A 21,547-nucleotide genomic window follows, 5' to 3' on the forward strand; every position below is an offset into this window, starting at 1 on the left:
GGATGGCGGTGCAGCGGGAGCGCCCCGGGGCGCAGGACGGGCCGCCGGTCACGGTCGATGCGTCGACGTTGGCCGGCGATCCGGACGTGTTCGATCGCCTCTGGGTGGCGCATCGCCAGGCGTACGTCAGTGGGGACAAGCACCCGCGGACGGACGCCGGTGACGCCTGCCCGTTCTGCACCGCCCCGCTCGGCCCGGACGAGGACGGGCTGATCGTGCACCGCGGTGCCGTGGCGTACGTCCTGCTCAACCTCTACCCCTACAACGCCGGCCACCTGATGGTGTGCCCCTACCGGCACGTGCCCGACTACACCGACCTCACCACGGCCGAGGTGCTGGAGGTCGCCGAGCTGACCCGGACGGCAATGACGGTGCTGCGCTCGGTGAGCCAGCCGCAGGGATTCAACCTGGGGATGAACCAGGGCGAGGTGGCCGGCGCCGGCATCGCCGCGCACCTGCACCAGCACGTCGTGCCGCGCTGGCGCGGGGATGCGAACTTCTTCCCGATCGTGGCGCGGACCAAGGCGATCCCGCAGCTGCTCGGCGAGACCCGCCGGCTGCTGGCCACGGCCTGGCCCGGCCCGGCGGGACGGGCCGGCTGATGCTCGAGCGGTTCCGCCACGGGTGGCGCCGGGTGATGACGCCTCCGGCCCGGCTGCTGCTGGCCTGGGGGGTGCGTCCCAACACGGTCACCTGGGTGGGGACACTGTGCCTGGTGCTGGTCGCCTTCCTGACCATCCCGTTCGGGTGGCTGTGGCAGGGCGCGCTGGCGATGGGCGTGCTGGTGATGTCCGACTCGATCGACGGACAGATGGCCCGGCTCAGCGGTCAGGAGTCCCGGTACGGTGCCTTCCTCGACGCCACCCTGGACCGGGTGAGCGACGCGGCGGTGATGACGGCGGCGATGGTCCACTTCGTCCGGGCCGGCGACTCCGCCTGGGTGGTCGGCCTGGCCGGCTGGGCCCTCGCGATGGGCCAGATCACGTCGTACGTCAAGGCCCGGGCGGAGGCCGAGGGATTCCGTGCGGACGTCGGCATCGCCGCCCGTGCGGACCGGCTGGTGGTGATCCTGCTCGGTCTGCTGCTGTCGGGTCTGGGCGTGCCGTGGGCCGCGGAGCTCGCCGTGGTGTTGCTCGCCGTCGCGGGCACCGTCACCGTCGCCCAGCGGCTGTCGACCGTACACGCCCAGGCGGAAGTGCTCCAGGACCGGTGAACATCAGCGTGATCACCGGGCCGGCGCCGGTGCGCATCCCCGGGACGACGGAGCGTCGGACACCGTGGTGGATCGGCGCCGCGATGGCCGTCGCCGGTGCGCTGGCGATGCGCCTCGCCTTCCCGCAACCCGGCTGGTGGCCGCTGCTGGTGCCCGGTCTGGCGCTGGTGCTCGGCGCGGCGACGATCCCGGTCCGGCCCCGGACGGCGGTGCTGATCGGCTTCCTCAGCGGTCTGGCCTTCTACCTGCCGCTGGTGCACTGGGCCACCCTCTTCCTCGGCTGGCTGCCGTGGGCCGCCCTCGGCACCGTGATGGCGCTGTGGTGGACCCTCGGCTATGTCGCGATCTGCTGGCTCCACCGCTGGGCGCGCGACGCCTGGCCCGGGCCGGTCGGCCGGTGGCTCCTCACCCCGCTGGTCACCGCCGGGTTGTGGACCGCCCGGGACGCCTTGTCGAGCTCCTGGCCCTATCGGGGCTTTGCCTGGGGACGGCTCGCCCAGGCACTGGCCTGGAGCCCGCTGCTGGAGCTGGTCGGCTGGCTGGGGCTGGCCGGCACCGGCTTCGTGCTGACCCTGGTCGCCGGGTGGGCGATCCCGGTCGCCCGGCGTCTGGTCCGCCGTGGCGTACGCCCCTCCGCTCGACTGGCGCCGGTCACCGGCTGGCTGGCGCTGATCGTCGGCCTGGCCGCGATCCCCGGCTACCCGTCGGTGACGACCGGGACGATCCGGGTCGTCGGCATCCAGGGCGGCGACGAACGGGCCGGCTACTTCATGGGCGGTCAGCCCGGTGACGTCCTCGACGCGCACCTGCGGGCGTCCGCCCTGGTGCCCGCCGACACCCACCCAGACGTCGTCGTCTGGCCGGAAGGGTCGGCCGAGTGGGATCCGGCCCAGTGGCCGCAGCTGCAGAGCCGGTTCGACGCTCTGTCCGCCCGGCTCGGCGCCCCGCTGTTGCTCGGCTCGGCGACCGAGCGGGACGGCCGGACCTACCAGTCCGAGTACGTCTGGCCGACGGCCGGCGGCAGTCGGCAGATCTACGACAAGCGCAATCCGGTGCCGTTCGGGGAGTACGTGCCCGACCGGGAGGTGTACGACAAGATCGTGCCCGGCCTGGTCGGCCTGATCGAGCGGGAGATCCTGCCGGGCACCGGCCGTGCGGTCCTCGGGCTGACCACCCGCGACGGGCGAGCGGCCGATGCCGGCGTGGCGATCTGCTACGACATCATCGACGATGCGTTGGGCCGCGAATCGGTCCGCGAGGGCGCGCAGTGGCTGGTCTCGCCGACCAACAACGCCGACTTCGGCCGCACCGACGAGCTCGACCAGCAGCTCGCGTTCGCCCGGCTGCGGGCGGTCGAGACGGGGCGGTCCCTGGTCCAGGTCTCCACCGTCGGTCACACCGCCGCGTTCGGGCCGGACGGCCGGCTGCTGGCGGAGGTCCCCTGGTACACCCCGGAGGCGATGGTGGTCGACGTCCCGCTGTCGACCACCATCACCCCGGCCGTACGGTTCGGCGTGGCGATCCAGCTCACCGGTGCCGGGATCGGTGTCCTCGGCCTGCTGGCGGGCGCGGTGCTGGCCCGGAGCCGGCGGCGTCGAGGCCGGGGGAGCCTTCCGGCATCGCCTAGGCTGTCGGTGTGAACGAGGCGCGGACGGATCGGCGGTCGACGTCGGTGCGTACCGACAGCATGGACCTGTTGCGCGAGATCCAGGCCGCGGCGGTGGACCCCGACTACACCCGCGAGCGGGCCTGGGCCCAGGGCGGGCGCGCCCATCGATGGGCCCAGCTCCCGGTGTTCGCGCTCGCGACGATGCTGTTCGCGATGTCCGCGGTGATGACGACCCGGTCGGCTCCGCAGATCGAGAAGGACCGGGCCGCCATGGTCACCGCCATCCAGGCGGCCCAGAAGCAGCAGGATCAGCTGCGCCAGGAGATCGCGGCCACCCGGTCGGAGGTGTACGGGCTGCAGCAGCAGGGCCTGGCCAGCGATGCCGGCAACGCCCGGATCGCCGCTCAGGTCGAGCAGCTCTCGATCCCGGCCGGGGCCTCCGCGGTGACCGGCCCCGGCCTGGTCATCGTGGTCGACGACGCGCCGTCCGGGGCGACCGACGCCCGGGTGATCGACACCGACCTGCAGCAGCTGGTCAACGGCCTGTGGCAGGCGGGTGCCGAGGGGATCGCCGTCAACGGGCACCGGCTCACCGCACTCACCGCGATCCGCGGTGCCGGCGATGCCATCACCGTCGACTATCGTTCCCTCACCCGGCCGTACACCGTCACGGTGATCGGCGACCCCAACAGCCTCCAGCAGACCTTCATCAGCACCGACGGCGGTGTCTGGTGGAACTACCTGGAGAAGAACATCGGTATCCGGATGACCATCACCCGGCAGCAGAAGGTGCAGCTGCCGGCCGCCACCAGGGTCACGCTCCGCCAAGCGAAGGGAGGCACCCCGTGATCCCCATCATCGGGCTCGTCGTCGGCATCGTCCTCGGGATCATCTTCCAGCCCGACGTCCCGCCCGCCCTGCAGCCGTACCTCCCGATCGCGATCATCGCCGCGATGGACGCCATGTTCGGGGCGTTCCGGGCGTGGCTGGAGGGCCGGTTCAGTGACCGGGTCTTCGTCGTGTCGTTCTTCTCCAACGTGCTCATCGCCGCCCTGATCGTCTGGGTGGGCGATCAGATCGGCGTCGGTTCCCAGCTCTCGACCGGTGTGGTGGTCGTGCTGAGCATCCGCATCTTCACCAATGTCGCCGCCATCCGACGGGTCATCTTCCATGCCTGACGAGGAGATCGAGGAACCGGCCGAGGACGCGCTCGCGGCCACGGAGCCGGACGAGGCGGTCGACGACCCGGAGGTCTCCGAAAGCCCGTCCGAGAACGACGGCACCACGGACACCGACACCGGTGCGGCAGATCCGGCCATGGACTCCGCACCCGCGGACCACACTCCTGACGACCCCACCCCCGAGGATCCGGCGGACCCGACGGACACCGAGCCGGAGGACCCCGAACCCGGGCACGACCCCGATTCTGGTCCGGTCGAGCCGCCGGCTGTCGAGGAACCCGACGCCGCGTCGGGGACCGCCGAGCCGGAGACCCACGAGCCGGCAGCGGCGGACGACGAGGAGCTCCCGGCGGCCGGGCCGGCACCGTCCATCTGGTCGCGGGACCACCGGCCGGTCGCGGCCGAGCCGGCGCAGGTCGAGGAGGCCGAGGAAGGCGTCCCCGAATCGCCCGCCGAGGCGTCCCTCGAGACCTCCCACGATCCCGCCACCGACGAACCCGCCACCGACGAACCCGCCGCGGACCACCACGACGTCCCGGACCACGGCGACGCCGCGGGGCGACCGGAGCCCGCCGGGGCACCGTCCCCGGAGGAACGGGAGACGGCGCCCACGGCGGACGGGGCGGATGCTGCTGTCTCCGGCCCGGCCGCCGCCGAACCGGTCCCTGAGCCGGCCGATGAGCCGGTCCCCGAGCCGGCCGGCACCACGCCGCCGCGGCCGACCCTGCGCGACTGGCTGCGGCCGGAGCGCACCCAGGTGGTCGTGGCGATCGTGCTGGCGGTCGTGGCCTTCGGCATCGTCACCCAGATCCGCACCCGTGGTCAGGTCGATTCGTACAGTTCGCTGCGCCAGTCGGACCTGGTCGGGATGCTCGACGGGCTCAACCAGGAGTCCCAGCGGCTGCAGAGCGAGCTGGAATCCCTGCAGACCGCCCGCGACCAGCTCCAGTCGGGCCAGGACAACGAGGCCCTGGCCCGCGCCCAGGCCGAGGACCGGTTGACCGCACTGGGCATCCTCGCCGGCACCATCCCCGCCCACGGGCCGGGGATCACCATCACCATCACTGACCCTCAAGGAAAGGTGAAGCCGGCGATGATCCTCGACGCCCTGGAGGAGATGCGCGATGCCGGCGGCGAGGTGATGCAGATCAACGGCCGGATCAGGGTGGTGGCCAGCACCTGGGTCGGCAGCGGCGCCTCGGGCATCGTGGTCGACGGCCAGGCGGTGTCGACGCCGATCACCCTGGAGGTCATCGGCGACGCGCACGCCCTGGAGGAGGCAGCCCGGTTCCGGGGCGGCCTGGTCAGCCAGATCACCGATCCACGGGTCGGCGGACAGGTCACCATCGTCCAGTCGGACAACCTGTCGATCACGTCCCTGCACACCGTGCGGTCCCCACAGTTCGCCCGTACGGACCAGAGCGCCGGGACAGGGACGGGCAAGGGCAACTGATCGACCGACCGCCGGCGTGTCCGGCGCCTCATCGCCGGGCGGGCGTCCCGCATCTCTCGGCATTAGGCTAAGGTTCAGTGTTCAGCGACGATGGTCACCCAGACCCAGGAGGACGGATGGAGCTCCCCGAGGACCTCAAGTACAGCGAGGAACACCTGTGGGTCCGGTCAGGAAACGGGCGATCGGTCCGGGTCGGCTTCACCGAGTACGCCGCCGACCAGCTCCGGGAAGTCGTCTCCATCGAGCTGCCGACCGTGGACGACGAGGTGGCCGTCGGTGACGTCGTCGGCGAGGTGGAATCGGTGAAGAGCAACGGTGACATCATCTGTCCGGTCGCCGGCGTGGTCACCCACATCAATCTCGACCTCGACGCGAACACCGAGCTGGTGAACGACGACCCGTACGGCGATGGCTGGCTGTTCGAGGTCGACCTCAGCGACGGCGACGTCGATGACCTGCTCGACGCCGATGCGTACGCCGACCTGATCGAGTCCTGAAAGCTCACCCCCGAGACCAAGGAACTGACTGACATGTTGTGCCCCTCCTGCGGCCACCTGAACACCGAAGGCAGCAAGTTCTGCTCGCAATGCGGCGAGCCGTTGGTCACGGTGTCCGAAACCACCAAGGTCATCCCCGCATTCACCGAGGACAACGACCTCGACGAGCTCAACTCCGACGAGAAGACGGCGGTCACCGCGCTGCCGACGGGCTCCTCACTGCTCGTCGTGCGGCGTGGACCGAACGCCGGCGCCCGCTTCCTGCTGGATCGCGACGAGATCACCGCCGGCCGTCACCCGCGGTCCGACATCTTCCTCGATGACATCACGGTGTCGCGGCACCACGTGACCTTCCTGCGCCGTCCGGAGGGCATCGTGCTGCGAGACGTCGGCAGTCTCAACGGGACCTACGTCAACCGGACGCTGGTCGACGGTGACGTCGTCCTCAAGGACGGGGACGAGGTGCAGATCGGCAAGTTCCGGATGATCTACTTCACCGGCGGACGCGGCTCCCGCTGATGACGGAGGCCCGACACTCGATCGGGTGGGTGGTCAAGGAACTCACGCCCGAGTTCCCCGATCTGTCGATCTCCAAGATCCGTTACCTGGAGACCGAAGGACTGCTGAGCCCCGAGAGAGCTCCCTCCGGGTACCGCAAGTACTCGGAGGGGGATGTCAAGCGCCTGCACTACATCCTCACCATGCAGCGGACGCATTATCTGCCGCTGAAGGTCATCCGCGAACATCTCGACCAGATCGACCGGGGACTCACCCCGCCGAGGATCGATACCCCCAGCCCTGGTGTCCCCGACCCGCCCCCCGAACCGGTGGCCGCACCGTCCCGGCGCCCGGCGAACGGCGTCGACCCGCGCGGTGCGGGCGACTCTCGCGGCGGTGTCGACTCTCGCGGCGGTGTCGACCCGCGCGGGGGCGGCGATCCGCCGGCCCGACAGCAGGAGCCCCGCAAGCGGCGCCCGGTCCGGCTCAGCCGCGCGGAGCTGATCGAGAAGTCCGGCCTGGCGGAGCCGGTGCTGGCAGAGCTGGAGCGCCTTCTGGTGATCACCCCACGGCGCGGCACCCACTACTACGACCAGGACGCCTTCGCCGTGGCGGTGGCGGCCAAGCAACTCGCGAGTTTCGGCATCGACCCGCGGCACCTGCGCCAGATCAAGATCGCGGCCGACAAGGAGGTCGGGCTGATCAACCAGGCCACCGCCGCGCATACCCGGCGGGGCAGTTCCCGCCAGACGATCGAGGAACTCACCCGGCTGATCAACGTGACACACCTCGCGATGGTGCGCTCCGGGGTGCAGCGCGAGCTCGGCTGACCGCGCCGGACCGTTCCCGATCCGACCGGACGACCCGTCCGGACCGAGGGCTGGCGCGGGTGACACCCGCGGGTAGTGTGGGGCCATGCGCGAGATGGACGTGGTCGGAGTTCGTGCCCAGATGCCGAACAACGAACCCATCGTGTTGTTGCGGGAGGTCGGTGGTCACCGGATGATCCCGATCTGGATCGGTTGGAACGAGGCGAACGCCATCGCCGAGGCCCTCGAGGGGCTGCGGCCACCGCGTCCGCTGACCCACGACCTGATGATCGACACTCTCGCCGGACTGGGCCACACCCTCAAGGAAGTGCACATCACCGAGCTCGAGGGTGGCACCTTCTACGCCGTCCTGCTGGTCGACGGCGTGGAGATCAGCGCCCGTCCCTCCGATGCCATCGCACTCGCCCTACGGTGCCAGGCGCCGGTCTACTGTGCCGAGGACGTCCTCGAAGCGGCGGGCTTCGAGGAGGAGGAAGAGGCCGAGGAAGAGGTCGAGAAGTTCCGCGAGTTCCTCGACCACGTCAGCGCCGACGACTTCAGCGATGAGGAGGGGAACGGCGGGGAGGCCACCCCGCCGGGGGAGGAGGACTCGCCGGGGGATGCCGACGACGACGGGCCGGCGTAGAGTCTGTCCTGAACCCTCGACCCCTCCCTCAGCTTGAGGTGCCGGATGAGCGTGTCGCCGCTCGGCGACCGTCCCCGCCCGGGCCTCCTGGCTAATGTCAACGTCGTCAGCTCGACAGGCGAGCAGGTCATCGGAAGGCGGAGATCATGAGCAGCACGGGCACCCCGACTCCCCGGAACGAGCCTCCGGTGGCCCAGGGCACGCTCTTCGACGGCGATTTCGCCCCGGTCCCGGAAGACGTGGGTTTCCGCGGCCCGGTCGCCGCCAAGGCAGCCGACATCACCTACCGCCAGCTCGACTACTGGGCCCGCATCGGTCTGGTCACCCCCGGCGTACGCGGCGCGACCGGGTCGGGCAGCGCCCGGCTCTACAGCTTCCGCGACATCCTGCTGCTGAAGGTCATCAAGCGGCTGCTCAGCGCCGGCGTCTCCCTGCAGCAGATCCGTACCGCGATCGACTATCTGCGTGACCGCGGGGTGGAGGACCTCACCGAGGTGACGCTGATCAGTGACGGCGCGTCGGTGTACGAGTGCACCCGCGACGACGAGGTGATCGACCTGCTCAAGGGCGGCCAGGGCATGTTCGGCATCGCCATCGGGTCGGTGTGGCGCGACGTCGAGGGCTCCCTCGCCGAGCTGCCCGCCGAGCGCAACGCCGAGGAGTCCCCGACCGTCGTGCCCGGCGACGAGCTCGCCGCCCGGCGCCGCCGTCGTCAGGCCAGCTGACCCCCCGACGACCGTCCTCGGGCCCGGAGAACGCGGCGATGACCAGGCTGCAGGAGCTGCTGGCCCGGGCGAAACGGATCCCGTGGATCGCCCACCTGCTGCGGATGCAGGACCGGTACGGCACCCGACTCGGCGACCAGTTCGCCGGCGCGATCACCTACTTCTCGGTGCTGGCACTCGTGCCGCTGCTGATGATCACCTTCGCCGGCATCGGCTTCACCCTCACCGTCGTACGCCCCGATCTGCTGGTCCTCGTCGAGGAGGCGATCACCCGCCAGCTGTCCGGCATCGGAGCCGAGCTGCAGCAGACGATCTCCGGGGTCGTCCGCAGCTTCCTGCTGAACTGGGGGGCGATCGGCCTGGTCGGCCTGCTGTCCGGCATCTACTCCGCCTCGGGCTGGGCCGGCAACCTCAAGAGCGCCATCCGTGCCCAGACGCGCCCGCAGTTCGACCTGGCCGAGCGGAAACGCGGCATCGTCCTGGAGACCCTGATCAATGTCGGACTGATGCTGGGTCTGCTCGTGCTCGTCCCGCTCACCGTCGCGCTGGCAAACGCCTCGACCACGCTGACCGATCAGCTGCTGCACCTCCTCGGTGCGGACGCGATCCCCGGCGTCGGGGTGGCGCTGCGACTCCTCGGGATCGTCGCCTCCGGCGCGTCCGGCTGGGTGCTCTTCCTCTACCTGCTGACCGTGTTCCCGGAGGAGACCTTCGCCTTCGGAGTGATGGGGCGGGCCGCGCTGGTCGGTTCGGTCGGGTTGGGCCTGCTGGAGTACCTGACCAGCTTCCTCATCGGCAGCTTCACCAGCAACCCGGCCGCCGCACTGTTCGGCCCGGTCATCGTGCTGATGCTGTTCCTCAACCTGTTCGCCCGGCTGATCCTCTACGTCGCGGCATGGATGGCGACCGCCGTCCAGCAGGCCAATCCGCTCCGTCTCCAGGACATCGACGCCCCGCTGGCCGAGGTCACCGCCAGCACGGTCACCGCCGCCCGGGTGGCCGATGCCGACGAGGACCGGTTCGCCGCGGCGCTCACCCCGCCGGCCGGCACCCCCCAGGTCAGCCGCGGGACGGCGGTCCGGAACGCCCGGATGGCACTGCACACCGGGTGGCTCACCGGGGCGGCGGCCGGGATGGGACTGGGGGCATTGTTGGCCGCCCTGACACGTCTCGGGGCGCGTCGACGCTGAGCGCCGCCCGGGGCACCGGACAGGGCGCCGACCGGACCGGTGGGCGCCGACGGGCCTGGACCCCACCACTCGGGCGTCCCCGGAGACGGCCGTAGGGACGACCGCCGAGGCGGCCGCCCCCACGAGCGGAAGAGCGGAATTCAGCCGGGCCCGGATCAGTCCTCGAGCGGCCTGGTGGACTTCGGCATCGGCTGGCCGATCTGGCGCAGCATCTCGGTGAACCACTCGGCGGTCAGGTCGAACGGCTTGCCGCCCTTGATCCGCTCGAACTCGATGGCGCGCAGCTGGTCGCCACGCTCCTCGTCGTTGCCGATCACACCGGGCACCTTCTCCAGCGCCGACTCCACCGCGAGGTCGCACATCGAGGAGATCAGGTCGACGTCCCACTCCACCGGTGCAGCGGACCGGGAGTAGTAGCCGGACTTCTGGACCAGCACCTTCTCCGCGCCGATCCGCTCGGCGAACTGGCTGGCGAACCAGGTGCCCGGGTTGATCTTGTCGAGCTTGACGTGCCCGAAGGCGTCCCGCGGCACCTCCTCGCCGGCCTCCTCCAGCTCCTGCACGATGCCCTCGACACCGGCGCCCTCGGACAGGAAGATCGTCACGTTGCCGACCCGGTCCATGATCTCCTTGAGCCGGGTCGCTTCGTCGTCGATGCTGAACTCGTCCTCGGGGACGTACACCGCGTGGACCTCCCAGGCCTCCCGGCTGAGCCCGATCTCGGGCAGCCAGGCGCGGGTGTCCAGCCAGTTGCGGTATTCCCGGGCGGTGGCGGCGGTCAGCCAGCCGCAGTGGCGCCCCATCACCTCGTGGACGATGAGTTCGCGGCCGACGGAGTTGTGCTCGGCGACGATGTTGCGGGCGAAGATCGCGCCCATCTCGGCGGCCGTCTGGGCACCGAGCGACTGGCGGATCGGGACGATGTCGTTGTCGATGGTCTTCGGCAGGCCGACGACGGTGAGCTCGTAGTCGTGGTCGCGCAGGTAGGCGGCCAGGTCGGCGGCGGTCGTGTTGGTGTCGTCCCCGCCGATGGTGTGCAGGATCTCGACGCCGTCCGTGATCAGACGGTCGGCCGCGACCTTGAGGGCGTTCTCGCCGGGCTGGATCAGGCCGCGCTCGAGCAGGTCCTTCTCGTTGGTGAGCTTGACGCGCGAGTTGCCGATCGGCGACCCGCCGTAGGTGTGGAGCAGACCGGCGCTCTCGCGGACGGCCGGCGTCACGGTGAGGTAGTCACCCTGCAGGAGACCTTGGTATCCGTGCTTGTACGCGATGATCTCGCGCTCGGGGGCGATCTCCGTGTAGCGCTGGATGAGACCGCCGATGGCGGAGGACAGACAGGGGGCGAAGCCACCGGCCGTCAGCAGAGCTACCTTGCCCGGCATGTGAATACCTTTCGTTCGTGAACTGGACGCGACAAGCCTAAAGCGCTTCCACCGGGGTCGACGGGGCGGGGTGGCCGTGGCCGCCACCTGGCGAACCGCCGGCGTGTCATCATGCCCGTGGCCGTACGTGGGCGACACCGCGGCGGGGGAGAGCAGGGGGAGCCGATGACGACGTACGTGGCGCGCAGTGGACCGGCTCGATCGGTGCGGCGACGTGACCAGCGGGGGCACGCTCTGTCGGTGATGGTGCTGGTGGTCACCGCCGCGCTGGGGCTGATGGCCGGCCTGGTGGTCGACGGCGGCCGGCAGGTGACCGCCACGAGACGGGCCACCGCGGTCGCCGAGCAGGCCGCCCGAGCCGCCTCCGATGCCGCAGCGGCATCGGCGTTGGAGGGCAGCCCCGATCCGCAGGCAGCCACCGCCGCGGCGCGCGCGGTGCTGGCGGCCGAGCCGGAGGTCACCGGGACAGTGACGGTCCGGCCCGGCCTGCGGATCCGCGTCGATACCCAGGCCGAACGGCCCACGGTGTTCCTCTCGGCGATCGGCATCGGCAGCGTCCACGCCAGCGCCTCGGCCACCGCGGATCTGGTCCGGGTCCGCTGACGTCGGGGCCCGCTGAGCGGCCGGGCGCGTCGCCGCCGAGCCGGGACGGTCAGTCCAGACTGGCGGCCATCCGGGAGACCGCCTCGGTGAGGATCTCCGGGGAGGTGGCCAGGTTGAGGCGTACGTGCCCCCGGCCGACCGAGCCGAAGGCCGGGCCCGGATTGAGGGCGACCCGGGCGGCATCCCGGAAGTGCCGGTAGGGGTCCTGGAGTCCGAGGGCGGTGCAGTCCAGCCAGGCCAGATAGGTCGCGTTGCCGGGCAGCTGGGTCACCGCCGGCAGCTTCTCGGCCAGCAGCCGGTCCACCAGCGTCCGGTTCGCGGCGATCTCGCTGCGCAGCTGGGCCAGCCACGGTCGGCCCTCGTCGAGCGCGACGGTGTGGCTGAGCACTGCCAGGTGGCTGGCCGCCCCACGGGCGGCGTCGTACGGGACGGCGGCCAGGTCCTTCGTCGCGGCCGGACCGGCGACCATCACCGCGGCCTTCAGCCCGGCGAGGTTCCACGCCTTCGAGGCGCTGAACAGGACCAGCGCGTCCTCCGAGCCCGGCATCGACAGGTACGGCACGTAGTCGACGCCCGGATCGGTCAACGGGGCGTGGATCGCGTCGACGATCACCCGGATCCGGTACTCGTGGGCGAGGCGTGCCACCGTCGCCAGGTCCTCCGCCGTGTGGGCCCGGCTGGTCGGATTGTGCGGGCTGGCGAGCAGGTAGGCGGTCGGCCGTACGCCGAGACGCCCGGAGAACGCCGCCTCGAGAGCGGCCAGGTCGAGGCTGCCGTCGGCGGCCATCGGCACCTCGAGGAGTTGACGGTCAGTTCCGGTGACGGCGGCGAAGAACGGCGGATAGACCGGCGGGTCGACCACCACGTGGTCGCCGGGGTGGGTGGTGACCTGGAGGGCATTGCGGATGCCGCCCATCACGTCGGGCATCAGGCCGATCCGGGCCGGGTCGAGCTCCAGTCCCCACTGGTCGGCGGCGAACCGGGCGACCGCCTGCTCGTAGACCGGGCCGGACGGGTAGCCGGTGTCGCCGCGATCGATCGCGGCGTGCAGGGCAGCGGCCACCGGCGGAGCGATCCGGCAGTCCATCTCCGCGACCCACAGCGGCAGGACGTCCGGCGGGTAGCGGCGCCACTTCATCGAGGTGCGCATCCGCAACTCGGCCAGGGGGACGGTGAGGATCTCGTAGGTCACGCCTGCAGACTAGTGTGCCGGCACCCGCGCCGGCGACGGCGGCGGTAGGCTGAGCGGTCATGGCGAAGTATTTCGACGTCCACCCGGTCAACCCGCAGTCCCGGTCCATCCAGCAGGCGGTCGAGATCCTGCGTGCCGGTGGACTCGTGGCCTACCCGACCGACTCCTGCTACGCGCTCGGGTGCCGGCTGGGCAACAAGGAAGGGCTCGACCGGATCCGGCAGATCCGCAAGCTCGACGACAAGCACCACTTCACCCTGGTGTGCTCGAACTTCGCCCAGTTGGGCCAGTACGTCCAGATGGACAATGCCGTCTTCCGGGCGGTGAAGGCCGCCACCCCCGGCCCGTACACCTTCATCCTGCCGGCGACCCGGGAAGTGCCGAAGGCGATGGTGCACCCGAAGAAGCGTACGGTCGGCGTCCGGGTGCCCCGGCACGTGACCGCACTGGCCCTGCTCGATGCGCTGGGGGAGCCGTTGGTGTCGAGCACACTGCTGCTGCCGGGCTTCGACGAGCCGCTGACCGACGGCTGGCAGATCAAGGAGGAGCTCGACCATCAGGTGGATGCGGTGATCGACTCCGGCGACTGCGGCGTCGAGCCGACCACCGTGGTGAACTTCACCGGCGACGAGGTCACCGTCGACAGGGTCGGCGCGGGGGATCCGACCCCGTTCCTGTGATCCTCCTGCTGCTCCGTCGCGGCGCTCCGGTCAGTGCCGGAGCTGCTCGATGTAGCGCAGCGAGTTGGGCTCGCACTTCGCCTCGGTCGCGATCCGCATCGGGGCGATCCGGCCGCGGTCACGCAGCTCGTACAGCCGGGGAACGACCCGGTCGCGGACGGTGGTGGGGGACAGGGTGTTGAGGTAGATCTTCGTCCCGCCCTCGAAACCGGCCAGGTTCGACACCCGCCACTTGAGCATGATCCGCCACGGCATCGGCTCCAGTACGTCGATCGGGCGGTGGTACCACTCCTCGTTGCTGGGCACGTCGACACCGGTGGCGGCGTGGCAGGCGTGCAGCAGGTCCGACATCGCCCGGACCTCCTCGTCGGTGGCCTTCCACGGCACCGCCGCGGCGCTCTTGGAGTAGACCTCCAGGGTGGGATAGCGGTGTCCGAACCCGGCGAAGGCGACCGCGTGGTCGTTCTCGGCGACGACGAGGTTGTGGTAGCCGGCGTAGTTCACCGCGGCCTCGTTGTAGAGGTTCGGGTTGGCCCGGATCCGCTCGATCTCCAGCTCGTTGTTGACCCCGCGCTCGTCGATCGCGACCAGCTGTTTGTGCAGGTGGTCGAAGGAGGCACCGGCTGGCTTGAGCCAGTTCTGGAAGGCTGCCACGTAGCGCACGTAGCGGTTCGCCGCGTAGAGCCGCTTCATCGCGTCGACGGTGAAGGTCATGTACCGGTAGTGCTCCTCCGGGGTGAGGGTTCCCGAGGAGGCGAGGCCGGTGTCGTCGTACGCCCCGTCGGCGAAGTGCCGCCGGGCGACGATCACGTCGTGGCCGCCGCCGAAGAAACCTGCCGCCTGGGCCCGCCGCTCGTCCTCGGTGAGTGCCGCCCAGTCGCTGTTGTTGAGCCCGGCGGCCCGCATCCGGGTCTGGACGATCCGCAGGACGTGGTCGCGGCCGACCGTGGTGGCCAGGTAGTCGTCCATCCGGCGCTGCAGGTCGGCGGGCATCTGGTAGCCGTAGTTGCGGGACCAGTAGTCGTACGACACGATCTCGAACAGGTTCGGGATCCGGCGGAACTCGGCGACGGTGTCGTGGAGATGGTCGGCGCCCACCCCGTCGAGCTGCCGCCAGTGGTCGCCCTCGCGGACCAGCCGGGACTTCTCCGGCGGCGTCTCGAGGTAGCGCTGTTCACAGAACGCGCACCACCGGCCCTGGTCGTCGGTCCGCAGCGGCTGGGGGTCGGGGTGGCTGATGCCCAGCGGTCGGTGCCCTCGACCCGGCACGGTCCACACCTCGGTGCCGCTGAACGGGTTGACCTGCTTGATCGTGCCGTCGGCCATCTCCTGCATGAGCTGCGCGGATGGAATGAGCACTGCTGAGGACATCGTGATCCCCTCCTGTTTCCCTGCCTGCTGCCAGGCGTCAGCCTAGCGACGGGACGGGGACAGCGCGGGGAAGCCGCCGATCGGGAACCGTCGATCGGCACGTGCCGGCTGTGGCGCCGTCGACCGGCACGGAGCCGATCGGAGGGGGTTGGTCCGCGGCTAACCGGTGGCCAGGCCGGGGACCCGGCGCCCGCGGATCCTGCGCAGTTCGTGGGCATGCCCGGCCAGCGCCTCGTCCTCCGCCGAGACGGGCGACCACTGCGGGATGTCGGCCAGCCGACCGTCGTGGTCGCGGACCCCGTAGGTGATGGCGCAGTGGGTGGTGAGCTCGCGCCGGTCGGTGCGGGGATCGCCGGAGCGTACGTGCACCGAGATGTCCATCGTCTTGCGGTTGGTCCGCAGCAGCCGGGCTTCCAGCTCGACGACGTGGCCGATCTGGATCGGCCGGTAGAACCGGACGCCACCGGAGTAGACGACGGTCGGCGTCATCCCGGACCATTGGCTGGCGCAGAGCCAGGCCGCCTGGTCGATCCATTCCATCGCGGTGCCGCCGTGGACCTTGCCGCCCCAGTTGACGTCGGTCGGCTGGGCCAGGAAGCGGGTGACGACCTTCGGGGCGGTGCCGGCGTCGGTGTAGGCCTGGCGGGCCATCTCCTCCTCGATCTCCTTGCGGACCTCGGCCCGCCCGACTGCGCCCTTCGCGTGGGCCCGCTCCTTGGCGGTGATCGGGTCGAACTCCGGGACCGGCACCGAGTGCCCCTGGCCGTCGGTGGCGACGAAGATCACCAGACAGTTGGTCGCCTCGGCCCAGCGCAGGGTCTTCGGGTCGGAGTGGCGCACGGTGCACTGGATGTGCATCGAGGAGCGTCCGGTGTAGACGATCCGCGCCTCCACCTCCACCAGGTGCCCCGACGGGATGCCGTGGCGGAAGGAGACGTGCCCGACGTACGCGGTGACGCAGTAGCGGCCGCTCCAGCTCGCGGCGACGGCGTACGCGGCCTTGTCGATCCACTCCAGGATCCGTCCTCCGTTGACGATGTCCTCACCGTCGAACAGGACGTCGGTGGGGGCGGCGAGGAACCGCAGGGTCCCCATGGGGGATCGGGTGGGCACAGGACTGCTCCGTTCTGCTGGGTCCGGCCCACTATCTCAGGCGGTGGAGCGGCCCGGGGGCGGATCGTGCCGCCGCGGGAAACACGGCCTGACCCGCCGGCGCCGCCCGGGGTCAGTCCCGCCCGGCCGTCCGCAGCCGCCGGCGGGACAGGTGGATCCCGACCAGGCCGATCAGGTAGATCGGCGCCTGGGTGGCCAGCGCCAGGGTGTAGGCGTGCCGAGCATCGTGGCCTGCGACGGCCGCGGCATCCAGGGTGATGCCGATCACCAGAATGCTGACCAGACAGGCGATGAAACCGCCCATGATCACCACGCCGGTGCCGGTTCCGACCCGCTGGGGCGGCTGGGAGGTGCGGATGTAGTCGAAACCGATGTTGGAGCCGGGCCCGCCCAGTGCCAGGGCGATGATCAGCACGACCAGTAGCCCCACCGGTGGGATGCCGGGCCAGCAGAGGGTGACGGCCCAGCTGAGCACCTGGATCCAGACCAGGAGCAGGGCCACGTCCGAGCGGCGACGCGGATACCGGGCGGTGATCCGGCCCACCACCGGGCCGGCCGGGATCGCCACCAGGACGAAGAAGGACAACAGGGTGCTCGCCAGGGCGGGGGAGTAGCCCAGCCCGGCGGTCAGGTAGGGAAATCCCCACATCAGCGGGAACACCATCGTGGAGAAACAGGTCGCGAAGTGGACCCAGAACCCCGCCATGGTGGACGGCGTGGTGAGGACCGCCCGCAGGCTGCCCAGCAGTGCGGCGGGCGACCCGGAGGTGTCGGGCCGCCACCGGCCCGGTGGGGCGTTGCGGCCGAAGACCCCCATCAGCACCGCGGCGACCACCGACGCCCCGGCCGCGCTGAGGAAGGCTGCCTGCCACCCCACGTTCTCGAGGATGGCGCGGAAGGGGACCGCCGACAGGATCTGGCCGACCTGGCCGACGATGCCGGTGAGCTGGGTGAGGATCGGCACCTGGTGGGGTGCGAACCATGCCGGGACGAGACGGATGACCGAGTTGAACGTCATTGCGTCGCCGAGACCGACCAGGATGCGCCCGATGATCGCGACGGTGACCGAGCCGGTGACTCCGACCAGGAGCTGTCCGACGGCCATCAGGACAGCGCCCACGGCGACGACCCGGCGGGAGCCGAGTCGGTCGAGGGCCAGTCCGACCGGCACCTGGGCCGCGGCGTACACGGCCAGCTGGAGCACCACGAACACCGACACCAGCCCGGCTCCGGCGCCGAAGTGGTGGGACGCCTCGACACCGGCCACCCCCAGGGTCGACCGCTGCATCACAGCGATCGCGTACACGGCGACCCCGATCACCCACACCGACCACGCTTGACGACCACTCACACGCTCCATCGTCGCATCCGTCGCCGACGCTGCGGCATCCGGTCCGGCGGGGCGCTGCGGCCGGCGGTGGCCGCCGGCCGGCACACCGCCGATCCTCGAGGCGTCGTCGCCCGTCAGTAGCTCCCGTCAGTAGCTGATGACGAAGCCGTCGTAACGGGCCGTGGGAGGGCGGATCTCCCGGTCGAGGTGCTCGACGGCGCCGGGCGTCATCGGCGACTTGAGCCTGCGCAGCAGCGCGACCACCTGGTCGTGGGTGCCCTGGGCCAGGATCTCGACGGTGCCGTCCGGCCGGTTGGCGACCCACCCGACCAGTCCGAGCCGGGCCGCCTGGCGCTCGGTCCAGAACCGGAACCCGACGCCCTGCACATGGCCGTGCACCACCGCGTGCAGCTCCTCCAGCGGCGTTTCAGTCATGCCACGAGCCTAGAGCGTGTCTCCCGGAGTGGGCTGCCGTCCTCGCGACGTCCGCGCGGCGGCCCGGGGCGTCACTGGAGCAGGCCGATGGTGGCCGGGTAGCGGTAGAGCTCCCCGCGGTTGGCGAGGATCGCGCCGCGGATGTGGCACCACAGGGTCATGATGCCGGCGACGATCCACAGCACCACCGCGACCGGGGCGAGGACGATGGTGAACAGCATGATCCAGGCGACCACGTTCATCACCCAGGCCCAGACGTTGAAGTTGAACGCTCCGGCGGCGGCGTTGCGGACGAAGTCGCTGCGGTCCTTGTAGACGAACCAGACGATGAGTGGGCCGACGAAGCTGAGCCAGCCGACGCTGACGATCATCGCGATGATCGCCGACAGGTGGGCCAGGGTGGCGACCGTACGCTCCTCGCCGGTCGTCATCGTGGGGGAGTGCCCGATGGTGGGGTCGTACGGGCGGGCGGAGTAGGGCGGGGTGGCGGACGGGCCGGTGCCGTACGGGTTGGTCTGCATGCGTCCATGGTGACCCGGCGAGGTGTCGAACCGGTCACTGCCGGGGGTGGATTCCGGGGGCGGTCGGGGTCGGGCCCGGGCGGTCCTGCGCCGCGCGGTGCCCGACGATGTCTGCTGTGCCGACCGGAGGATCCGGCCCGGGTCGGGGACTACAGTGAGGAGGCGGGGGCGTACGCCCGGGAGACGGGTCGTACGTCCGGTCGAGGAGTGGCGACGATGGACGCAAGCACACGGTCCAGGACGTCCACGGTCGAGGGCGTGCACCGGCTCACCGCGGACGCCGCCCTGCGCACGTTCGGGCCCGGCGAGGAGGGACTCACGTCGTCGCAGGCCGCCGAACTGTTGGCCCGGCACGGCCCCAACCTGATCCGCGAACAGGCGCGCCGGCCGATGGTGCTCGTCTTCGCCGCCGAGTTCACCAGCCCGATGGCCCTCCTGCTGTGGGCCGGGGGACTGGTGGCGCTGGTGGCCGGGATCGTCGAGCTCGGGATCGCCATCTTCGTGGTGAACGTCGTCAACGGGGTTTTCGGGTTCTGGCAGGAGTACCGCGCGGAACGGGCCACCGAGGAACTCAAGAAGATGCTGTCCACCCATGCCACGGTGGTCCGCGACGGCGAGCTGCAGGAGGTGCCGACTCAGGACCTGGTGCCCGGCGATCTGCTGGCCATCGCGGAGGGCGACCGGATCGGGGCCGACGCCCGGTTGGTCGAGGCCAGTGAGCTGCAGGTGGACCAGTCCACCCTCAGCGGCGAATCCCGCCCCGTGCACAAGAACGCCGGGCCGATCGCCGAGGATCTGCCGGCGGCCCAGCTGCACAACATGGTCTTCGCCGGGACGAGCGTGATCAACGGCGACGGCCGGGCGGTGGTGACCGCCACCGGGATGGACACCGAGTTCGGCCGGATCGCCGACCTCACCCAGTCGGTGCGGGAGGAGCCGAGCCCGCTGCAGAAGGAACTGGGGCGGCTGACCCGGCAGTTGTCGGTGTTGGCGCTCGGCCTGGGCGCGCTGTTCGTCGTGGTGGCGGTGCTGTTCGTCGGTGAGCCGTGGGCGCAGGCGTTCGTGTTCGGACTGGGGATGGTCGTCGCGTTCATCCCCGAGGGGTTGTTGCCGACCGTGACCCTGTCGCTGGCGATGGCGGTCCAGCGGATGGTCCGGCGCAACGCCCTGGTGAAGAAGCTGTCGTCGGTGGAGACCCTGGGCTGCACCACGGTGATCTGTTCGGACAAGACCGGCACGTTGACGCAGAACGAGATGACCGTCACCCGGCTGTGGGTGCCGGGGGTCTGGTACACGGTCGGCGGGCGCGGGTATGCGCCGGTGGGCGAGATCCGCCGGGCGGAGCCCCCCGGAACCGGGGACGACACCGGCACCGGAGACAGTGCCAGCAACGGAGACGCTGTCCCCGATGGTGCTGTCGCGGCCACGACCGACCCCGCGCTGCGTACGCTCCTCGAGGTGGCCGGCCTGTGCAACAACAGCATGGTGCGCCCACCGGGCCCGGACGAATCCCGATGGGTCGTCCATGGCGACCCGACCGAGGCGTGTCTGCTCGTCGTGGCCGCCAAGGCCGGTCTGGACCCGACGGCCCTGCGCCATGACCATCCGCGGGTCCGGGAACTGCCGTTCGACTCCCGACGCAAGCGGATGACGACGATCCACCAGGTGGACGGACGCCGGCTGGCGTACGTCAAGGGAGCGCCGCAGAGCGTGCCACCGCTGTGCTCGTGGATCGTCCGCGACGGGATCCGCCGGGAGCTGACCGAGGCCGACCGAGCCGAGATCACCGCCGCCAACGACGGCTTCGCCCGGCTCGGACTGCGGGTGCTGGCCGTCGCGGTGCGTACGGTCGACGCCGCGGCCGACCCCGCCGGGTACACGATCGACGACGTCGAACGGGAACTGACCTTCCTCGGTCTGGTGGCGATGGAGGACCCGCCCCGGGAGGGGATCGCCGAGGCGGTGGCCACCTGTCACCGGGCTCGCATCCGGATCATCATGATCACCGGCGACTACGGCCTGACCGCCGAGTCGATTGCCCGCAGCATCGGCATCGTCCGGGGCGACGAGGTGCGGGTGGTCTCGGGGACCGAGCTGGCCGAGATGTCCGACGAGGACCTGGTCGCGGCGCTGCGCGGGGAGCTGATCTTCGCCCGGGTCGCCCCCGAGCAGAAGTACCGGGTCGTCGCCACCCTGCAGTCGATGGGGGAGATCGTCGCCGTCACCGGGGACGGCGTCAACGACGCGCCCGCCCTGAAGAAGGCCGACATCGGGATCGCGATGGGCCGCACCGGCACGGACGTGTCGAAGGAAGCCGCCGACATGATCCTCACCGACGACCATTTCGCGTCGATCGTGAAGGCGATCGACGAAGGGAGGGGCGTCTACGACAACATCCGCAAGTTCCTCACCTACATCCTGACCAGCAACATGGCGGAGGCGGCCCCGTCGGCGGTGTTCCTGATGTCGCGTGGCCTCGTCCCGCTGCCGTTGACGGTGATGCAGATCCTCACCATCGATCTCGGCACCGACCTGCTGCCGGCCCTCGGCCTGGGCACCGAACGACCCGAGTCCGACGTGATGGACCGCCCGCCCCGACCGCGGACCCAGCGGCTGATGGACCGGCGGGTGCTCGGCCTGGCGTTCGGCTGGTACGGCCTGCTGGAGGCCGTCTTCGCACTCGTCGGCTATCTGCTGGTCAACGTCGTCAACGGCTGGCCGGCGGTCCCGTTCGCGGCCGAGGGGGAACTGTACGCCCGGGCCACCACGATGACGCTCGCCGCGATCATCTTCTGCCAGATCGGTGCGGTGCTCGGCTGCCGCACCACCCACGCCTCGCTGTGGGTGATCGGGATCTTCTCCAACCGCCGGATCGTGTTGGGCATCGTGGTGGAGATCCTGCTGCTGGCCGCGCTCAGCTACGTACCGCTGCTCCAGGACGTCTTCGGCACCGCCCCACTACTACCGGCGGACTGGGCGGCGTTGGCCGTGCTGCCGGTGGTGATGGTGCTGCTGGACGAGTTGCGTCGGTGGATCGTCCGGCGGCGGCTGGACGCCCGGGCCACCCCGGCGGCATGACCGGCGCGAGCATGTCCGCGC

General features: G+C 70.8%; 22 protein-coding genes. 15 read left to right on the plus strand and 7 right to left on the minus strand.

Going from position 1 to position 21,547, the window contains the following annotated elements:
• Positions 1-2: 2 nt before the first annotated feature.
• The 12 genes from R0145_RS07780 to R0145_RS07835 all read left to right on the plus strand — a co-directional run bounded on the left by R0145_RS07780 (position 3) and on the right by R0145_RS07835 (position 9,821).
• Positions 3-602, plus strand: a complete 600-nt coding sequence (locus R0145_RS07780) for an HIT domain-containing protein (protein ID WP_317839785.1) — start codon at positions 3-5, stop codon at positions 600-602.
• On the plus strand, positions 602-1,213 hold the full coding sequence (gene pgsA / locus R0145_RS07785) for a phosphatidylinositol phosphate synthase (RefSeq protein WP_317839787.1): 612 nt from the start codon (positions 602-604) through the stop codon (positions 1,211-1,213). The genes R0145_RS07780 and pgsA overlap by 1 nt, the downstream gene beginning before the upstream one ends.
• A complete protein-coding gene (gene lnt, locus R0145_RS07790; RefSeq protein ID WP_317839788.1) occupies positions 1,210-2,853 on the plus strand; it encodes an apolipoprotein N-acyltransferase in 1,644 nt (547 codons plus the stop codon). Before pgsA ends, lnt begins: the two co-directional genes overlap by 4 nt.
• Positions 2,850-3,671, plus strand: coding sequence for a DUF881 domain-containing protein (locus tag R0145_RS07795; protein ID WP_317839790.1), 822 nt, complete (start codon positions 2,850-2,852; stop codon positions 3,669-3,671). The genes lnt and R0145_RS07795 overlap by 4 nt, the downstream gene beginning before the upstream one ends.
• Entirely contained in the window at positions 3,668-4,000 is a 333-nt protein-coding gene (locus R0145_RS07800; protein ID WP_317839791.1) for a small basic family protein, read from the plus strand. The genes R0145_RS07795 and R0145_RS07800 overlap by 4 nt, the downstream gene beginning before the upstream one ends.
• Positions 3,993-5,456, plus strand: coding sequence for a DUF881 domain-containing protein (locus R0145_RS07805; RefSeq protein ID WP_317839793.1), 1,464 nt, complete (start codon positions 3,993-3,995; stop codon positions 5,454-5,456). The genes R0145_RS07800 and R0145_RS07805 overlap by 8 nt, the downstream gene beginning before the upstream one ends.
• A 116-nt stretch (positions 5,457-5,572) precedes the next feature.
• Positions 5,573-5,953 (plus strand): glycine cleavage system protein GcvH, encoded by a 381-nt coding sequence (gcvH, locus tag R0145_RS07810; protein WP_317839795.1) that lies wholly within the window; start codon positions 5,573-5,575, stop codon positions 5,951-5,953.
• Between the two features lie 33 nt (positions 5,954-5,986).
• A complete protein-coding gene (locus tag R0145_RS07815) occupies positions 5,987-6,472 on the plus strand; it encodes an FHA domain-containing protein (RefSeq protein ID WP_317839796.1) in 486 nt (161 codons plus the stop codon).
• Complete coding sequence (locus R0145_RS07820) at positions 6,472-7,281, plus strand: MerR family transcriptional regulator (RefSeq protein ID WP_317839798.1); 810 nt, start codon at positions 6,472-6,474, stop codon at positions 7,279-7,281. Before R0145_RS07815 ends, R0145_RS07820 begins: the two co-directional genes overlap by 1 nt.
• 85 nt (positions 7,282-7,366) lie before the next feature.
• Complete coding sequence (locus tag R0145_RS07825; RefSeq protein WP_317839799.1) at positions 7,367-7,906, plus strand: bifunctional nuclease family protein; 540 nt, start codon at positions 7,367-7,369, stop codon at positions 7,904-7,906.
• Between the two features lie 146 nt (positions 7,907-8,052).
• The gene (locus R0145_RS07830; protein ID WP_317839800.1) at positions 8,053-8,631 is read left to right on the plus strand and encodes a MerR family transcriptional regulator; all 579 of its coding nucleotides are present in this window, start codon (positions 8,053-8,055) and stop codon (positions 8,629-8,631) included.
• 38 nt (positions 8,632-8,669) lie between these two features.
• Positions 8,670-9,821: a YhjD/YihY/BrkB family envelope integrity protein gene (locus R0145_RS07835; RefSeq protein WP_317839801.1), complete on the plus strand. Its 1,152-nt coding sequence runs from the start codon at positions 8,670-8,672 to the stop codon at positions 9,819-9,821.
• 155 nt (positions 9,822-9,976) lie between these two features.
• Here R0145_RS07835 and R0145_RS07840 read toward each other — a convergent pair whose 3' ends face one another.
• Positions 9,977-11,203: a pyrophosphate--fructose-6-phosphate 1-phosphotransferase gene (locus R0145_RS07840; RefSeq protein WP_317839802.1), complete on the minus strand. Its 1,227-nt coding sequence runs from the start codon at positions 11,201-11,203 to the stop codon at positions 9,977-9,979.
• A gap of 165 nt (positions 11,204-11,368) precedes the next feature.
• On the opposite strand from R0145_RS07840, the gene R0145_RS07845 reads away from it, so the two are divergent.
• Complete coding sequence (locus R0145_RS07845; protein ID WP_317839804.1) at positions 11,369-11,806, plus strand: pilus assembly protein TadE; 438 nt, start codon at positions 11,369-11,371, stop codon at positions 11,804-11,806.
• A 49-nt stretch (positions 11,807-11,855) separates the two neighbouring features.
• Here R0145_RS07845 and R0145_RS07850 read toward each other — a convergent pair whose 3' ends face one another.
• Positions 11,856-12,998, minus strand: coding sequence for a MalY/PatB family protein (locus R0145_RS07850; RefSeq protein ID WP_317839805.1), 1,143 nt, complete (start codon positions 12,996-12,998; stop codon positions 11,856-11,858).
• 59 nt (positions 12,999-13,057) lie between these two features.
• Here R0145_RS07850 and R0145_RS07855 point away from each other — a divergent pair, with 59 nt between their 5' ends.
• Positions 13,058-13,678: an L-threonylcarbamoyladenylate synthase gene (locus tag R0145_RS07855; protein ID WP_317839806.1), complete on the plus strand. Its 621-nt coding sequence runs from the start codon at positions 13,058-13,060 to the stop codon at positions 13,676-13,678.
• 30 nt (positions 13,679-13,708) lie between these two features.
• On the opposite strand, the gene R0145_RS07860 is transcribed toward R0145_RS07855, so the two are convergent.
• The 5 genes from R0145_RS07860 to R0145_RS07880 all read right to left on the minus strand — a co-directional run bounded on the left by R0145_RS07860 (position 13,709) and on the right by R0145_RS07880 (position 18,448).
• The gene (locus tag R0145_RS07860; protein WP_317839807.1) at positions 13,709-15,049 is read right to left on the minus strand and encodes a DUF4921 family protein; all 1,341 of its coding nucleotides are present in this window, start codon (positions 15,047-15,049) and stop codon (positions 13,709-13,711) included.
• A 159-nt stretch (positions 15,050-15,208) separates the two neighbouring features.
• Entirely contained in the window at positions 15,209-16,162 is a 954-nt protein-coding gene (locus R0145_RS07865) for an acyl-CoA thioesterase (RefSeq protein ID WP_317839808.1), read from the minus strand.
• Positions 16,163-16,274: 112 nt separating this feature from the next.
• Positions 16,275-17,513: an MFS transporter gene (locus R0145_RS07870; RefSeq protein ID WP_317839809.1), complete on the minus strand. Its 1,239-nt coding sequence runs from the start codon at positions 17,511-17,513 to the stop codon at positions 16,275-16,277.
• A 126-nt stretch (positions 17,514-17,639) separates the two neighbouring features.
• Complete coding sequence (locus R0145_RS07875; protein ID WP_317839810.1) at positions 17,640-17,927, minus strand: acylphosphatase; 288 nt, start codon at positions 17,925-17,927, stop codon at positions 17,640-17,642.
• A 71-nt stretch (positions 17,928-17,998) separates the two neighbouring features.
• Positions 17,999-18,448, minus strand: a complete 450-nt coding sequence (locus tag R0145_RS07880) for a DUF4870 domain-containing protein (protein WP_317839811.1) — start codon at positions 18,446-18,448, stop codon at positions 17,999-18,001.
• 216 nt (positions 18,449-18,664) lie between these two features.
• Here R0145_RS07880 and R0145_RS07885 point away from each other — a divergent pair, with 216 nt between their 5' ends.
• Positions 18,665-21,526 (plus strand): cation-transporting P-type ATPase, encoded by a 2,862-nt coding sequence (locus R0145_RS07885; RefSeq protein WP_317839812.1) that lies wholly within the window; start codon positions 18,665-18,667, stop codon positions 21,524-21,526.
• Positions 21,527-21,547: the final 21 nt, after the last annotated feature.

The organism is Raineyella sp. W15-4 (genome assembly GCF_033170155.1).
Lineage (GTDB): Bacteria > Actinomycetota > Actinomycetes > Propionibacteriales > Propionibacteriaceae > Raineyella.

Coding starts and splice junctions, on each gene's coding strand:
- R0145_RS07780 (WP_317839785.1), top strand. CDS start 3: ATGGCGGTGCAGCGGGAGCGCCCCGGGGCGCAGGACGGGCCGCCGGTC.
- pgsA (WP_317839787.1), top strand. CDS start 602: ATGCTCGAGCGGTTCCGCCACGGGTGGCGCCGGGTGATGACGCCTCCG.
- R0145_RS07805 (WP_317839793.1), top strand. CDS start 3,993: ATGCCTGACGAGGAGATCGAGGAACCGGCCGAGGACGCGCTCGCGGCC.
- gcvH (WP_317839795.1), top strand. CDS start 5,573: ATGGAGCTCCCCGAGGACCTCAAGTACAGCGAGGAACACCTGTGGGTC.
- R0145_RS07815 (WP_317839796.1), top strand. CDS start 5,987: ATGTTGTGCCCCTCCTGCGGCCACCTGAACACCGAAGGCAGCAAGTTC.
- R0145_RS07820 (WP_317839798.1), top strand. CDS start 6,472: ATGACGGAGGCCCGACACTCGATCGGGTGGGTGGTCAAGGAACTCACG.
- R0145_RS07825 (WP_317839799.1), top strand. CDS start 7,367: ATGCGCGAGATGGACGTGGTCGGAGTTCGTGCCCAGATGCCGAACAAC.
- R0145_RS07830 (WP_317839800.1), top strand. CDS start 8,053: ATGAGCAGCACGGGCACCCCGACTCCCCGGAACGAGCCTCCGGTGGCC.
- R0145_RS07835 (WP_317839801.1), top strand. CDS start 8,670: ATGACCAGGCTGCAGGAGCTGCTGGCCCGGGCGAAACGGATCCCGTGG.
- R0145_RS07840 (WP_317839802.1), bottom strand. CDS start 11,203: ATGCCGGGCAAGGTAGCTCTGCTGACGGCCGGTGGCTTCGCCCCCTGT.
- R0145_RS07845 (WP_317839804.1), top strand. CDS start 11,369: ATGACGACGTACGTGGCGCGCAGTGGACCGGCTCGATCGGTGCGGCGA.
- R0145_RS07855 (WP_317839806.1), top strand. CDS start 13,058: ATGGCGAAGTATTTCGACGTCCACCCGGTCAACCCGCAGTCCCGGTCC.
- R0145_RS07860 (WP_317839807.1), bottom strand. CDS start 15,049: ATGTCCTCAGCAGTGCTCATTCCATCCGCGCAGCTCATGCAGGAGATG.
- R0145_RS07875 (WP_317839810.1), bottom strand. CDS start 17,927: ATGACTGAAACGCCGCTGGAGGAGCTGCACGCGGTGGTGCACGGCCAT.
- R0145_RS07880 (WP_317839811.1), bottom strand. CDS start 18,448: ATGCAGACCAACCCGTACGGCACCGGCCCGTCCGCCACCCCGCCCTAC.
- R0145_RS07885 (WP_317839812.1), top strand. CDS start 18,665: ATGGACGCAAGCACACGGTCCAGGACGTCCACGGTCGAGGGCGTGCAC.